Source organism: Streptomyces sp. HUAS MG56, from assembly GCF_058673395.1.
Genome location: NZ_CM178722.1, coordinates 6399352 through 6412137 on the forward strand (window position 1 = coordinate 6399352; position 12786 = coordinate 6412137).

Annotated in this window: 12 protein-coding genes; 4 read left to right on the forward strand and 8 right to left on the reverse strand. The window is 71.3% G+C overall.

Features of this window, described 5'->3' with window-relative positions; all coding sequences use genetic code 11:
- Positions 1 to 26 precede the first annotated feature (26 nt).
- From AC4OXY_RS30315 to deoC, 3 genes are read right to left on the reverse strand one after another with little or no spacing between them, the layout of a single operon-like run.
- Positions 27 to 923: an aldehyde dehydrogenase family protein gene (locus AC4OXY_RS30315; protein WP_356030268.1), complete on the reverse strand. Its 897-nt coding sequence runs from the start codon at positions 921 to 923 to the stop codon at positions 27 to 29.
- The gene (locus tag AC4OXY_RS30320; protein WP_491991399.1) at positions 916 to 2346 is read right to left on the reverse strand and encodes an aldehyde dehydrogenase family protein; all 1431 of its coding nucleotides are present in this window, start codon (positions 2344 to 2346) and stop codon (positions 916 to 918) included. The genes AC4OXY_RS30315 and AC4OXY_RS30320 overlap by 8 nt, the downstream gene beginning before the upstream one ends.
- A gap of 6 nt (positions 2347 to 2352) precedes the next feature.
- A complete protein-coding gene (gene deoC, locus AC4OXY_RS30325) occupies positions 2353 to 3312 on the reverse strand; it encodes a deoxyribose-phosphate aldolase (RefSeq protein ID WP_356030291.1) in 960 nt (319 codons plus the stop codon).
- A gap of 147 nt (positions 3313 to 3459) precedes the next feature.
- Between deoC and AC4OXY_RS30330 the strand changes: the two genes are divergently transcribed.
- Together AC4OXY_RS30330 and AC4OXY_RS30335 are read left to right on the forward strand one after the other, a co-directional pair.
- Positions 3460 to 4149: a PH domain-containing protein gene (locus tag AC4OXY_RS30330; protein ID WP_491991400.1), complete on the forward strand. Its 690-nt coding sequence runs from the start codon at positions 3460 to 3462 to the stop codon at positions 4147 to 4149.
- Between the two features lie 83 nt (positions 4150 to 4232).
- A complete protein-coding gene (locus AC4OXY_RS30335) occupies positions 4233 to 4481 on the forward strand; it encodes a hypothetical protein (RefSeq protein ID WP_356030273.1) in 249 nt (82 codons plus the stop codon).
- 60 nt (positions 4482 to 4541) lie between these two features.
- On the opposite strand, the gene AC4OXY_RS30340 is transcribed toward AC4OXY_RS30335, so the two are convergent.
- The 4 genes from AC4OXY_RS30340 to AC4OXY_RS30355 all read right to left on the reverse strand — a co-directional run bounded on the left by AC4OXY_RS30340 (position 4542) and on the right by AC4OXY_RS30355 (position 7937).
- A complete protein-coding gene (locus AC4OXY_RS30340; RefSeq protein WP_491991401.1) occupies positions 4542 to 6173 on the reverse strand; it encodes a phospho-sugar mutase in 1632 nt (543 codons plus the stop codon).
- Positions 6174 to 6236: 63 nt separating this feature from the next.
- Positions 6237 to 7061 (reverse strand): purine-nucleoside phosphorylase, encoded by an 825-nt coding sequence (locus tag AC4OXY_RS30345; RefSeq protein WP_356030276.1) that lies wholly within the window; start codon positions 7059 to 7061, stop codon positions 6237 to 6239.
- Between the two features lie 108 nt (positions 7062 to 7169).
- Positions 7170 to 7448 (reverse strand): type II toxin-antitoxin system RelE family toxin, encoded by a 279-nt coding sequence (locus tag AC4OXY_RS30350; RefSeq protein ID WP_356030278.1) that lies wholly within the window; start codon positions 7446 to 7448, stop codon positions 7170 to 7172.
- 51 nt (positions 7449 to 7499) lie between these two features.
- Positions 7500 to 7937: a gamma-glutamylcyclotransferase gene (locus AC4OXY_RS30355; RefSeq protein ID WP_356030279.1), complete on the reverse strand. Its 438-nt coding sequence runs from the start codon at positions 7935 to 7937 to the stop codon at positions 7500 to 7502.
- Positions 7938 to 8053: 116 nt separating this feature from the next.
- Between AC4OXY_RS30355 and AC4OXY_RS30360 the strand changes: the two genes are divergently transcribed.
- The gene (locus AC4OXY_RS30360) at positions 8054 to 9502 is read left to right on the forward strand and encodes an NAD(P)H-quinone dehydrogenase (RefSeq protein WP_356030281.1); all 1449 of its coding nucleotides are present in this window, start codon (positions 8054 to 8056) and stop codon (positions 9500 to 9502) included.
- Between the two features lie 166 nt (positions 9503 to 9668).
- A complete protein-coding gene (locus AC4OXY_RS30365; RefSeq protein ID WP_356030282.1) occupies positions 9669 to 10601 on the forward strand; it encodes a DeoR/GlpR family DNA-binding transcription regulator in 933 nt (310 codons plus the stop codon).
- Between the two features lie 115 nt (positions 10602 to 10716).
- On the opposite strand, the gene AC4OXY_RS30370 is transcribed toward AC4OXY_RS30365, so the two are convergent.
- Positions 10717 to 12489, reverse strand: coding sequence for an acetyl/propionyl/methylcrotonyl-CoA carboxylase subunit alpha (locus tag AC4OXY_RS30370; RefSeq protein WP_376291183.1), 1773 nt, complete (start codon positions 12487 to 12489; stop codon positions 10717 to 10719).
- Positions 12490 to 12786 lie beyond the last annotated feature (297 nt).

Here is a 12786-nt window from a genome sequence, read left to right on the forward strand (position 1 = left end):
CCTTTCCCGGTGGCGTTTCCGATGGGTCAGTACGACGACCCCGACGCGCCGAGCGAGCCTGTCGGGTGCCACACCGTCTTCGTCTCCAGGAATGCCGTCATCCGCTCGGTCCCCGGCGTCTCGGAGTAATCCACAGCCTGTGGACGCAGGACCCGCTTCAGGTTGTCGGCCGCGGCGATCTCCAGCTCCTTGGCCAGTTCGCCGTCCGCACCGGCCAGGTCGATCGCGTTGACGTCCTGGTGCGCGGCCAGCGGGGCCGCGAGCTCCGCCGTACGGCCGGACAGGACGTTGACCACGCCGCCCGGGACGTCGGAGGTGGCCAGGACCTCGCCCAGGGAGAGGGCGGGGAGCGGGGACTTCTCGCTCGCGATCACGACCGCGGTGTTGCCGGTGGCGATGACCGGGGCGAGGACCGAGACCAGACCCAGGAACGACGACTCCTGCGGGGCCAGGACGGCGACCACGCCGGTCGGCTCGGGGGAGGAGAGGTTGAAGAACGGCCCGGCGACGGGGTTCGCGCCGCCGATCACCTGGGCGATCTTGTCGGTCCAGCCCGCGTACCAGACCCAGCGGTCGATCGTGGCGTCCACGACCGCGGCCGCCTTCGACTTCGACAGGCCCTCGGCGTCGGCGACCTCGCGCACGAACTGCTCGCGGCGGCCCTCCAGCATCTCCGCGACGCGGTAGAGCACCTGGCCGCGGTTGTACGCCGTCGCGCCGGACCAGCCGCCGAACGCCTTGCGGGCGGCGACGACCGCGTCCCGGGCGTCCTTACGGCTGGACTGCGGAGCGTTGGCCAGCCAGTTGCCCTTCGAGTCCGTCACCTCGTACACCCGGCCGCTCTCGGAACGCGGGAACTTCCCGCCGACGTACAGCTTGTAGGTCTTGAAGACGCTCAGACGCTCATTGGTGCGGTCAGACATCGAGGTAAGCCTCCAGGCCGTGGCGACCGCCCTCGCGGCCGAAGCCCGACTCCTTGTAACCGCCGAACGGCGAGGTCGGGTCGAACTTGTTGAACGTGTTGGACCAGATCACGCCCGCGCGGAGCTTGCCCGCCACCGCCAGGATCCGTGAGCCCTTCTCCGTCCAGATGCCCGCGGACAGGCCGTACTGCGTGTTGTTGGCCTTCGCGACGGCCTCGTCCGGGGTGCGGAAGGTGAGGACGGAGAGCACCGGGCCGAAGATCTCGTCGCGGGCGATGGTGTGCGCCTGGGTGACGTTCGTGAAGAGCGTCGGGGCGAACCAGTAGCCGGACGAGGGCAGTTCGCAGTTCGGCGACCAGCGCTCGGCGCCCTCCGCCTCGCCCTGCTCGGCCAGCGCGGTGATCCGGGCCAGCTGCTCGGCGGAGTTGATCGCGCCGATGTCGGTGTTCTTGTCCAGCGGGTCGCCGAGGCGCAGCGTGGAGAGCCTGCGCTTCAGGGAGTCCAGCAGCTCGTCCTGGATCGACTCCTGGACGAGGAGGCGGGAGCCCGCGCAGCAGACCTGGCCCTGGTTGAAGAAGATGCCGGTCACGATGCCCTCGACGGCCTGGTCGATCGGGGCGTCGTCGAAGACGATGTTGGCGCCCTTGCCGCCCAGTTCGAGGGTGAGCTTCTTCGACGTACCGGCGACGGTCCGCGCGATCTGCTTGCCGACGGCCGTGGAGCCGGTGAAGGCGACCTTGTTGACGTCGGGGTGCGCGACGAGGGCGGCGCCCGCGTCGCCGTAGCCGGGAAGGATGTTGACGACACCCTTCGGCAGGCCCGCCTGGCGGCAGATGTCCGCGAAGAACAGGGCGGACAGGGGGGTCGTCTCGGCGGGCTTCAGGACGACCGTGTTGCCGGTCGCGAGGGCCGGGGCGATCTTCCACGCCAGCATCAGGAGCGGGAAGTTCCACGGGATGACCTGACCGGCCACACCCAGGGGCTTCGGCGCGGGGCCGAACCCGGCGTGGTCGAGCTTGTCGGCCCAGCCCGCGTAGTAGAAGAAGTGCGCGGCGACCAGCGGGAGGTCCGCGTCGCGGGTCTCCTTGATCGGCTTGCCGTTGTCCAGCGTCTCCAGCACGGCCAGCTCGCGGCTGCGCTCCTGGATGATCCGGGCGATGCGGAACAGGTACTTGGCGCGCTCGGAGCCGGGCAGCGCCGACCACTTCTCGAACGCCTTGCGGGCGGCCTTCACGGCGCGGTCGACGTCCGCCTCGCCCGCCTGGGCGACCTCGGAGAGGACCTCTTCCGTGCTGGGGCTGACCGTCTTGAAGACCTTGCCGTCGGCCGCCTCGGCGAACTCGCCGTCGATGAACAGGCCGTAGGAGGGGGCGATGTCGACGACCGAGCGGGACTCGGGCGCGGGAGCGTACTCGAAAGCCATGGGGGATCAGTCCACCGTCACGTAGTCGGGGCCGGAGTAGCGGCCGGTGGCCAGCTTCTGACGCTGCATCAGCAGATCGTTCAGGAGCGAGGAGGCGCCGAAGCGGAACCAGTGGTTGTCCAGCCAGTCCTCGCCCGCGGTCTCGTTGACCAGGACCAGGAACTTGACGGCGTCCTTGGTGGTGCGGATGCCACCGGCCGGCTTCACGCCGACCTGGATGCCGGTCTGCGCACGGAAGTCCCGCACGGCCTCCAGCATCAGCAGGGTGTTGGCGGGGGTCGCGTTGACCGCCACCTTGCCCGTCGAGGTCTTGATGAAGTCGGCGCCGGCCAGCATGCCGAGCCAGGAGGCACGGCGGATGTTGTCGTACGTCGACAGCTCGCCGGTCTCGAAGATGACCTTCAGCCGGGCGCTCGTGCCGCAGGCCTGCCTCACGGCGACGATCTCGTCGTACACCTTCAGGTACTTGCCGGCGAGGAACGCGCCCCGGTCGATGACCATGTCGATCTCGTCCGCGCCCGCGGCGACGGCGTCGCGGACGTCGGCCAGCTTCACGTCGAGCGCGGCACGGCCGGCCGGGAAGGCGGTGGCGACGGAGGCGACCTTGACGCCGGACCCGGCGACGGCCTCCTTGGCGACGGCCACCATGTCGGGGTAGACGCAGACGGCCGCCGTCGTCGGGGTCGTCCGGTCCGTCGGGTCGGGATGGACCGCCTTGGCGCCGAGCGCCCGGACCTTGCCGGGGGTGTCCGCGCCTTCCAGCGTCGTCAGGTCGACCATCGAGATGGCGAGGTCGATGGCGTACGCCTTCGCGGTGGTCTTGATGGAACGGGTGCCGAGAGACGCGGCCCGCGCCTCCAGGCCGACCGCGTCGACGCCGGGCAGCCCGTGCAGGAAGCGGCGCAGCGTGCTGTCGGACGCGGTGACGTCGGCGAGCGCGTGTGCTGGGGGAGCAGTAGTGGGCATGGTCACCAGACGAGCATATCTACGCGCGTAGCGGATGTATACCCCCGGGAAGCCCTGTGCTGCTCATCTCTCCTTCGGAGGTCACGGATGAGCGCCGGTGCCGGGGTACGTGGGCCGCCGCCGCGGATGTCGTGCAGAATCGGGGCCATGACGACCCCGGACCACCAGCCCCCCGCGTCCCTCGCCGTGAAGGACCGGGCCTACCGCTCGCCGATGGCGCTCGTGGGCGGCGTGCTGCTGCTCGCCGTCATCCTCTGGCTGGGCTGCGACGCCCTGTTCCAGGGGCACGGCCGCGCGCCGTGGCTGGCGCTCGCCGGGATGATCCTGGTCGTGCCGCTGGTGATCGCCTTCACGCTGCGCCCGGCGGTCTACGCGAGCGAGGACCGGCTGCGGATCCGCAACCCCTTCCGCGTGATCAGCCTGCCCTGGGGCGAGATCGCCTCCCTGCGCTCCGGCTACTCCAACGAGGTCGTCGTGAAGGCGGGCGGCAAGTACCAGCTCTGGGCGCTGCCCGTCTCGCTGCGGGCCCGCAAGAAGGCGGAGATGCGCACGTCGCGGGCGGCGGCGGACGCGGCCCGCGGCGACCGGCCCGCGCGACGCAACCTCGGCGGGCTCGGCGGCTTCGGCGGCTTCGGTGCCGTCGGCGGCGGCGCCGCCCCGGCCGGTGCGACCCGCGCGGAGTCCGACCAGGCCATGGGGGAGCTGCGCGAGCTTCTGGAGCGACGCGGCGCGGCGGAGTCGGCGCAGGGGGAGATCACCGTGCGCTGGGCCTACGAGGTGGCCGCGCCGGCGGTGGCGGGCGCGATCCTGCTGGCGATCCTGCTGGCGACGGGCTGAGGCGTGCCGGTGCGGCGAAGCTGCGCCGCGACTCACCGCAAGGGAGCAATGCCTTGTGGTACGGGGTGATCGTTGAAACGGTCATGAACGCAAGAAAGATCACCCGGACCGCTGTCGTCCTCCTCGCCCTTGCGGGAGTGAGCCAGGCCTCCGCCGCCTGGGCCGCCCCCACACCCGTTGCCCCGGATCGCGGAACGACGATCCTCTCCTCCTGCCGCGCGCCGGCCCAGCTGGCCACCGGGGGGCTCCTCAGCAGCCTGGTACTCGTCGGCAATCCCGCAGCGTTGATGACGTGCCTGCCGGCCGGCATCCCCGCCGACTCCTCGGACTGAGCGCACACGGCGACAGGGGCGGCCCCGGACCGGGGCCGCCCCTGTCGCCGTGCGTACGGCTCAGATGCCGGCGGCCGCCGACAGGTCCCGCTTGATCGCCGCGAGGAGGTCCGTCGCGCGGGCGCGGGCGGCCGCGAGAGCGGTGTGGTCCGCGACCGGGACGACGACCTCCAGGTAGCACTTCAGCTTCGGCTCGGTGCCGCTCGGGCGCACGATCACGCGGGCGCCGTCGAGGGTGTAGCGCAGGCCGTCGGTCGGGGGCAGCCTGTCCGTGCCCAGGGTCAGGTCCTCGGACCGGGTGATCGGCAGGCCGGCCAGTTCGGTCGGCGGCTGCTCGCGCAGGCGGCGCATGGCGTCCGCGATCAGCGAGAGGTCCTGGACGCGGACCGAGAGCTGGTCGGTGGCGTGCAGGCCGTGTTCGACGGCGAGGTCGTCGAGGAGGTCGAGCAGGGTGCGGCCGTCCTCCTTGAGCCCCGAGGCCAGCTCCGTGATCAGGAGGGCCGCCGTGATGCCGTCCTTGTCGCGCACGCCCTCGGGGTCCACGCAGTAGCCGAGGGCCTCCTCGTAGCCGTAGCGCAGGCCGTCGACGCGGGCGATCCACTTGAAGCCGGTCAGGGTCTCCTCGTAGGGGAGGCCCGCCTTCTCGGCGATGCGGCCGAGGAGGGAGGAGGAGACGATCGACTCGGCGAACACGCCGGTCGCGCCCCGGCGCACCAGGTGGGCGGCGAGCAGCGCGCCGACCTCGTCGCCGCGCAGCATCCGCCAGTCGGCGCCGTCCTTCACGGCGACGGCACAGCGGTCGGCGTCGGGGTCGTTGGCGATGACCAGGTCCGGGCCGGTGGCGCGGGCCTGCGCGAACGACAGGTCCATCGCGCCCGGCTCCTCCGGGTTCGGGAAGGCGACCGTGGGGAAGTCGGGGTCCGGCTCGGCCTGTTCGGCGACCAGTACCGGCGCGGGGAAGCCGGCGCGGGCGAACGCGGCCAGCAGGACGTCCTTGCCGACGCCGTGCATCGCCGTGTAGACCGTGCGGGCGGTGCGGGGGGAGCCGGGGGCCAGGACGGCGTCCGTACGGGCCAGGTACGCCTCCAGGACCGACTCGTCCAGGGTCTCCCAGCCGGACTCCGGGCGCGGTACGTCGTTCAGGCTCGCGATGGCGTCGATCTCGGCGGCGATCTCCGCGTCGGCGGGCGGCACGATCTGGGAGCCGTCGCCGAGGTACACCTTGTAGCCGTTGTCGCGGGGCGGGTTGTGGCTGGCGGTGACCTCCACGCCCGCGACCGCGCCGAGGTGCCGTACGGCGAAGGCGAGCACGGGGGTGGGCAGCGGGCGGGGGAGTACGGCGGCGCGCAGGCCCGCGCCGGTCATCACGGCGGCGGTGTCGCGCGCGAAGTCGGCGGACTTGTGGCGGGCGTCGTAGCCGACGACGACCAGCCCGCCGGTGTGGCCCTGAGCCTTCAGGTACGCGGCGAGGCCGGCGGCGGCCCGGATGACGACGCTGCGGTTCATGCGCATCGGGCCGGCGCCGAGTTCGCCGCGCAGGCCTGCGGTGCCGAACTGGAGCGTGCCGGAGAACCGGGCCGACAGTTCCGCCACGTCGCCGGCGTCGATCAGCTTGGCCAGTTCGTCGCGGGTCTCCGCGTCGGGATCCTCGGCGAGCCATGCCTTGGCCCTGGCGATGAGATCGTCGTGCACCTTGGAATCAACCTCTCCTTGTCTTCGCCGGGGGCTTCGCCCCCAGACCCCCGTTCGGCCCGCTTACAGCTTGCCCAGCACCTGGCCCAGCAGCTCGCCCATCCGCGCGGCGGAGTCGCGGCCCGCCTGGAGGACCTCCTCGTGGTTGAGGGGCTCGCCGGTCATGCCCGCGGCCAGGTTGGTGACCAGGGAGATGCCCAGGACCTCGGCGCCGGCCTCGCGGGCGGCGATGGCCTCCAGGACCGTGGACATGCCGACCAGGTCCGCGCCGATGACGCGGGCCATGCGGATCTCGGCCGGGGTCTCGTAGTGCGGGCCGGGGAACTGCGCGTAGACGCCCTCCTCCAGGGTGGGGTCGATCTCCTTGCACAGGGCGCGCAGGCGGGGGGAGTAGAGGTCCGTCAGGTCGACGAAGTTGGCGCCGACGATCGGGGAGGTGGCCGTGAGGTTGATGTGGTCGCTGATCAGGACCGGCTGGCCGGGGCGCATGCCCTCGCGCAGGCCGCCGCAGCCGTTGGTGAGGACGATGGTCTTGCAGCCGGCGGCCACGGCGGTGCGCACGCCGTGGGCGACGGCGGCGACGCCACGGCCCTCGTAGTAGTGCGTGCGGCCCAGGAAGACCAGGGCGCGCTTGTCACCGAAGGCGTACGAGCGGATCTTGCCGCCGTGCCCCTGGACGGCCGGCGGCGGGAAGCCGGGCAGCTCGGTGACCTGGAACTCGGCGTCGGGAGCGCCCAGGGCGTCGACGGCCGGAGCCCAGCCGGAGCCCATCACGAGGGCGACGTCGTGGGTCTCGGCGCCGGTGAGTTCGCGCAGGCGCGCGGCGGCGGCGTCGGCGGCGGCGTACGGGTCGCCCTGGATGTCGTCCGGAAGAAGAGATGCGTTCACGTCGTCGAGGGTAGCCGCTCTTCGCCTACGCGCGTAGATGACAGACGTCACGGGATCGCGATCGTTGTCTTGTCGTTTCCGACAAGGGATGCCGCGAGCGCCCGGGTGTCACTCGTCGGTGATGAGGACGTCCTTGTCGTTGAAGACCTCGACGATGAAGATCAGCAGACGGCCGCGGCTGACGGTGTACTCCACCAGGATGTTCTGGGTGAGGCGGATCGTACGGTCGTCGCCGGTGGACCCTATGGGCCGTGACACCGGCAGGAAGGGGTCGCGGGCCAGCAGGGCGATGCCCTTGTCGAAGGCGGCGCGCTGCCGGTCGTCGAGCCGGTCGCGGGCCTCCGAGGCCTGCACCGTGTAGTAGACGTCATATGTGGTGGGGGCCATGCGATCTCCCGTTCGGTGCGCCGGTGTTCCGAGTCTAGAAGCCGGTCCCGGTCAGCAGGGCCGCTTGCGCAGCTCCATCACGTAATCGTGTGGTGCTCCCGCGGACTCCGCCGCGTCGGCGATCTCGCCGAGGTAGCGCGCCGAGGGGAGTCCGCCCTCGTAGCCGTCGAGGACGTACGTCCAGGCCGGCTCCTCGCCGTCCAGGGTGTGCACGCGCACGCGTACGCGGCGGTAGACGCCGAGACCCACGCTCTCCCAGCGGTCGAGGGACTCCTCGTCCGGGGGAGCGATGTCGTAGAGGCCGACGAAGACCTGCGCCAGCGGGTCCTCGACGATCGTCGCCAGCGCGCCCTCCCAGCCCAGCTGCTCGCCGCCGAACGTCAGCCGCCAGCCGTTCAGCCAGCCGGTGGCGCGCAGCGGGGAGTGCGGTGCGCGGCGCGACATCAGCCGTGCGTCGAGGTTGCCGGCGTACGCGGCATAGAGCGACATGGACAGAGGGTACGGCAGCCCCCGGTGCGCGGACCTCCCCTCACTCCTGCCACAGAAGGCCTGCTGCGGCACGCACGTCCGCCCCCGGGCAGTAGCACCTTGAAGCGTGCGGGACAATGGGGTACGTGACTCGGATCGTGATCATCGGTGGCGGACCCGGCGGATACGAAGCGGCGCTGGTGGCCGCTCAGCTCGGCGCGGAGGTGACCGTCGTCGACTGCGACGGTCTGGGCGGAGCGTCGGTGCTGACCGACTGCGTGCCGTCGAAGACTCTCATCGCGACGGCGGAGGTCATGACGACCTTCGACTCGTCGTACGAGGAGCTCGGCATCATCGTCGCCGACGACACCCCGCCGCTGGAGCAGGCGGCCCGGGTGGTCGGGGTGGACCTCGGGAAGGTCAACCGCCGGGTGAAGCGGCTGGCCCTCGCCCAGTCGCACGACATCACCGCCTCCGTCACGCGCGCCGGCGCCCGGGTCCTGCGCGGGCGCGGCCGGCTGGAGGGCATGCAGGGCCTCGACGGGTCCCGCAAGGTCGTCGTCACCGCCGCCGACGGCACCGAGGAGACCCTCACCGCCGACGCCGTCCTCATCGCGACCGGTGGTCACCCGCGCGAGCTGCCCGACGCCCAGCCCGACGGCGAGCGCATCCTCAACTGGACCCAGGTGTACGACCTGACCGAGCTGCCCGAGGAGCTCATCGTGGTCGGCTCCGGTGTGACCGGCGCCGAGTTCGCCGGTGCCTACCAGGCGCTGGGGTCCGAGGTCACGCTCGTGTCGTCCCGGGACCGCGTGCTGCCGGGTGAGGACCCGGACGCCGCCGCCGTGCTGGAGGACGTCTTCCGGCGCCGTGGCATGAACGTCATGGCCCGCTCCCGCGCGCAGTCCGCCAAGCGCGTCGGCGACCGGGTCGAGGTGACGCTCGCCGACGGGCGCGTCATCAGCGGCACGCACTGCCTGATGGCCGTCGGCGCCATTCCGAACAGCGCCGGGCTGGGGCTGGAGGAGGCCGGCGTCAAGCTGCGCGAGTCCGGTCACATCTGGACCGACAAGGTCTCGCGTACGACCGCTCCGGGCGTCTACGCGGCCGGTGACGTGACGGGCGTCTTCGCGCTCGCGTCCGTCGCCGCCATGCAGGGACGTATCGCCATGTACCACTTCCTCGGCGACGCGGTGACCCCGCTGAACCTGAAGACGGTCTCCTCCAACGTCTTCACCGACCCCGAGATCGCGACCGTCGGCTACTCGCAGGCGGACGTGGACGCGGGCAAGATCGACGCCCGGGTGGTGAAGCTGCCGCTGCTGCGCAACCCGCGCGCGAAGATGCAGGGCATCCGGGACGGCTTCGTCAAGATCTTCTGCCGGCCGGGCACGGGCATCGTCGTGGGCGGTGTCGTCGTGGCGCCCCGCGCCTCGGAACTGATCCACCCCATCTCGATCGCCGTCGACAACAATCTGACGGTCGAACAGATCGCGAACGCGTTCACCGTGTACCCCTCCCTTTCGGGGTCGATCGCGGAGGTGGCGCGTCAGCTTCACGGCCGCAAGGCGAGCGCCGAGGCCTGACGGCGGACCCGGACTCCCCGCTGGTCACGGGGAGTTGCCGCGTGTGCGTACGGCATAGTCGGGGCGGATAGGTCCTATACCACTTCCCGCCCCACCATGCGAACAACTTCTGTTATTCGGCGCAAACTGCTGAAAGCAGACGGTCGCTGGGGTTACTGTCAGTTTCGTGTTCGCTGCTGAACGTCGCCAATTGATTCTCGAAATGGTGCGAGCGAACGGTGCCGTGTCGCTCCGTGAACTCGCCCGCGTCGTCCAGACCTCCGAAGTGACCGTACGGCGGGACGTGCGGGCACTGGAGGCAGAAGGACTCCTCGACCGCCGGCACGGCGGTGCGGTACTGCCGGGTGGGTTCACGCGCGAGTCGGGCTTCCCCCAGAAGTCCCATCTCGCGACCGCCGAGAAGACGGCCATCGCCGACCTCGCCGCGGGCCTCGTCGAAGAAGGCGAGGCCATCGTCGTCGGGGCCGGTACGACCACGCAGGAGCTGGCCCGCCGGCTCGCCCGGGTACCGGGACTTACCGTGGTCACCAACTCCCTGTTGGTCGCCCAGGCGTTGGCCCATGCCAACCGCGTGGAAGTCGTGATGACCGGCGGAACCCTGCGCGGCTCCAACTACGCCCTCGTCGGCTCCGGCGCCGAACAGTCCCTCCAGGGGCTGCGGGTGTCCAAGGCCTTCCTCTCCGGAAGCGGTCTGACCGCCGAACGCGGCCTGTCCACCTCCAACATGCTCTCGGCGTCCGTCGACCGGGCGCTCGTCCAGGCCGCCGCCGAGGTCGTGGTCCTCGCCGACCACACCAAGCTCGGTACGGACACCATGTTCCAGACCGTGCCGACGGACCTCATCACCCGCCTGGTCACCGACGAGCCTCCGGCCCACGACGACCGCGCCGCGACCGAGTTGCAGGCCCTTGCCGACCAAGGGGTGCAGATCGCCGTGGCCGGGGCGAGCGGGAACCCGGGGGGTGAACAGGTCCCGGCGACCCGCCGCGCTCCCCTGCCGGGGCCACGCAGGGGGCACATGCCGCTCCGCTCGGGCGCGGGGATGGGAGAGCCGACGGGCGCCGAGCGGGGGCGCGTCGCGGACATGAGGCGGCGTTAGCCTCCTGGGCGGCTTCCCGGTCCGGGCGTGTCCGGCGCCCAGCTGAAACGAAACGCCCGGCGGACCCACCGAAGTCGGTCCGCCGGGCGTTTCGCCGAAGGTGTCGAAGGCGCGGTCAGTCCTTGATCTCGCAGATCGCCGCGCCCGAGGTGACGGAGGCGCCGACCTCGGCGGCGAGGCCCTTGACGGTGCCCGCCTTGTGGGCGTTCAGGGGCTGTTCCATCTTCATGGCTTCCAGGACGACGATCAGGTCGCCCTCCTGGACCTCCTGGCCCTCCTCGACCGCGATCTTGACGATCGTGCCCTGCATCGGGGAGGCGAGGGTGTCGCCGGAGGCCACCGGGCCGGACTTCTTGGCCGCGCGGCGCTTGGGCTTGGCGCCCGCCGCGAGGCCGGTGCGGGCCAGGGACATCCCGAGCGACGAGGGGAGGGAGACCTCCAGGCGCTTGCCGCCCACCTCGACGACGACCGTCTCGCGGCCGGCCTCCTCCTCCGCCTCGGCGTCGGCCGGGGCGGCGAAGGGCTTGATCTCGTTGACGAACTCGGTCTCGATCCAGCGGGTGTGGACCGTGAACGGGTCGGCGGAGCCGGTGAGTTCGGGGGCGAAGGCCGGGTCCTTCACCACCGCACGGTGGAAGGGGATCGCCGTCGCCATGCCCTCGACCTGGAACTCGTCCAGGGCGCGGGCGGCCCGCTGAAGGGCCTCCTTGCGGGTACGGCCGGTCACGATCAGCTTGGCCAGCAGGGAGTCCCACGCCGGGCCGATGACCGAGCCGGCCTCGACGCCCGCGTCCAGGCGGACACCGGGACCGGAGGGCGCGTCGAACCTCGTCACCGTGCCGGGGGCCGGGAGGAAGTTGCGGCCCGGGTCCTCGCCGTTGATGCGGAACTCGAAGGAATGACCGCGCAGGGCCGGGTCGTCGTACCCCAGCTCCTCGCCGTCGGCGATCCGGAACATCTCGCGGACCAGGTCGATGCCGGCGACCTCCTCGGTCACCGGGTGCTCCACCTGGAGCCGGGTGTTGACCTCCAGGAAGGAGATCGTGCCGTCCTGGCCGACCAGGAACTCGCAGGTGCCCGCACCCTCGTAGGCGGCCTCCTTCAGGATGGCCTTGGAGGCGCGGTACAGCTCGGCGACCTGGGCGTCGGTCAGGAACGGCGCAGGGGCCTCCTCCACCAGCTTCTGGTGCCGGCGCTGGAGCGAGCAGTCACGCGTCGAGACGACGACCACGTTGCCGTGCTTGTCCGCCAGGCACTGGGTCTCCACGTGGCGGGGGCGGTCCAGGTAACGCTCGACGAAGCACTCGCCGCGGCCGAAGGCGGCGACCGCCTCGCGCACCGCCGACTCGTACAGCTCCGGGACCTCCTCCAGGGTCCGGGCGACCTTCAGGCCGCGGCCGCCGCCGCCGAAGGCCGCCTTGATCGCGATCGGCAGGCCGTGCTCCTCGGCGAACGCGACGACCTCGTCCGCGCCGCTGACCGGGTCCGGCGTGCCGGCCACCAGCGGGGCACCGGCGCGCTGGGCGATGTGACGGGCCGCCACCTTGTCACCCAGGTCGCGGATGGCCTGCGGCGGCGGGCCGATCCAGATCAGGCCCGCGTCCAGCACCGCCTGGGCGAACTCGGCGTTCTCCGAGAGAAAGCCGTAGCCGGGGTGGACGGCGTCGGCGCCGGACTCGCGCGCCGCGTTCAGGACCTTCTCGACGTCCAGGTAGCTGGTCGCCGGGGTGTCACCGCCCAGGGCGAACGCCTCATCCGCGGCGCGGACATGCGATGCGTCCCGGTCCGGGTCGGCGTAGACGGCAACGCTCGCGATTCCGGCGTCCTGGCAGGCCCGGGCCACGCGGACAGCGATTTCGCCACGGTTGGCGATGAGCACCTTGCGCACGATTGAGGCTCCCTCCTTGAAACAAGCCGAGTTTAGGGACTGCCGACACGGCACTTCGACCCGTCCCCAATGGTGAGCTTGCCCACACGGAGCGTGACTCGAGGCTCGCTCGACCGCGAAACCCCTTGTCGCGCCACAGCACGCACGGCTCCTCCGGGAAACCCTAGCTCTGTTATGTGGTCAAGGTCTCTGTGAGAGCGTGCTGCGGCCCACTCCGTTTCTTTGTCGAGTCCCTACGAATGGCCCAATGATTCTTTGCTGGCGCGCGAACCCTTGTCCCCCGGTTTACCCGTTAGT

Bases quoted from the DNA above. Each gene is read 5' to 3' on its own strand.
- AC4OXY_RS30315 (WP_356030268.1), bottom strand. From the start codon at position 923: ATGTCTGACCGCACCAATGAGCGTCTGAGCGTCTTCAAGACCTACAAG.
- AC4OXY_RS30320 (WP_491991399.1), bottom strand. From the start codon at position 2,346: ATGGCTTTCGAGTACGCTCCCGCGCCCGAGTCCCGCTCGGTCGTCGAC.
- deoC (WP_356030291.1), bottom strand. From the start codon at position 3,312: ATGCCCACTACTGCTCCCCCAGCACACGCGCTCGCCGACGTCACCGCG.
- AC4OXY_RS30330 (WP_491991400.1), top strand. From the start codon at position 3,460: ATGACGACCCCGGACCACCAGCCCCCCGCGTCCCTCGCCGTGAAGGAC.
- AC4OXY_RS30335 (WP_356030273.1), top strand. From the start codon at position 4,233: ATGAACGCAAGAAAGATCACCCGGACCGCTGTCGTCCTCCTCGCCCTT.
- AC4OXY_RS30350 (WP_356030278.1), bottom strand. From the start codon at position 7,448: ATGGCCCCCACCACATATGACGTCTACTACACGGTGCAGGCCTCGGAG.
- AC4OXY_RS30355 (WP_356030279.1), bottom strand. From the start codon at position 7,937: ATGTCGCTCTATGCCGCGTACGCCGGCAACCTCGACGCACGGCTGATG.
- AC4OXY_RS30360 (WP_356030281.1), top strand. From the start codon at position 8,054: ATGGGGTACGTGACTCGGATCGTGATCATCGGTGGCGGACCCGGCGGA.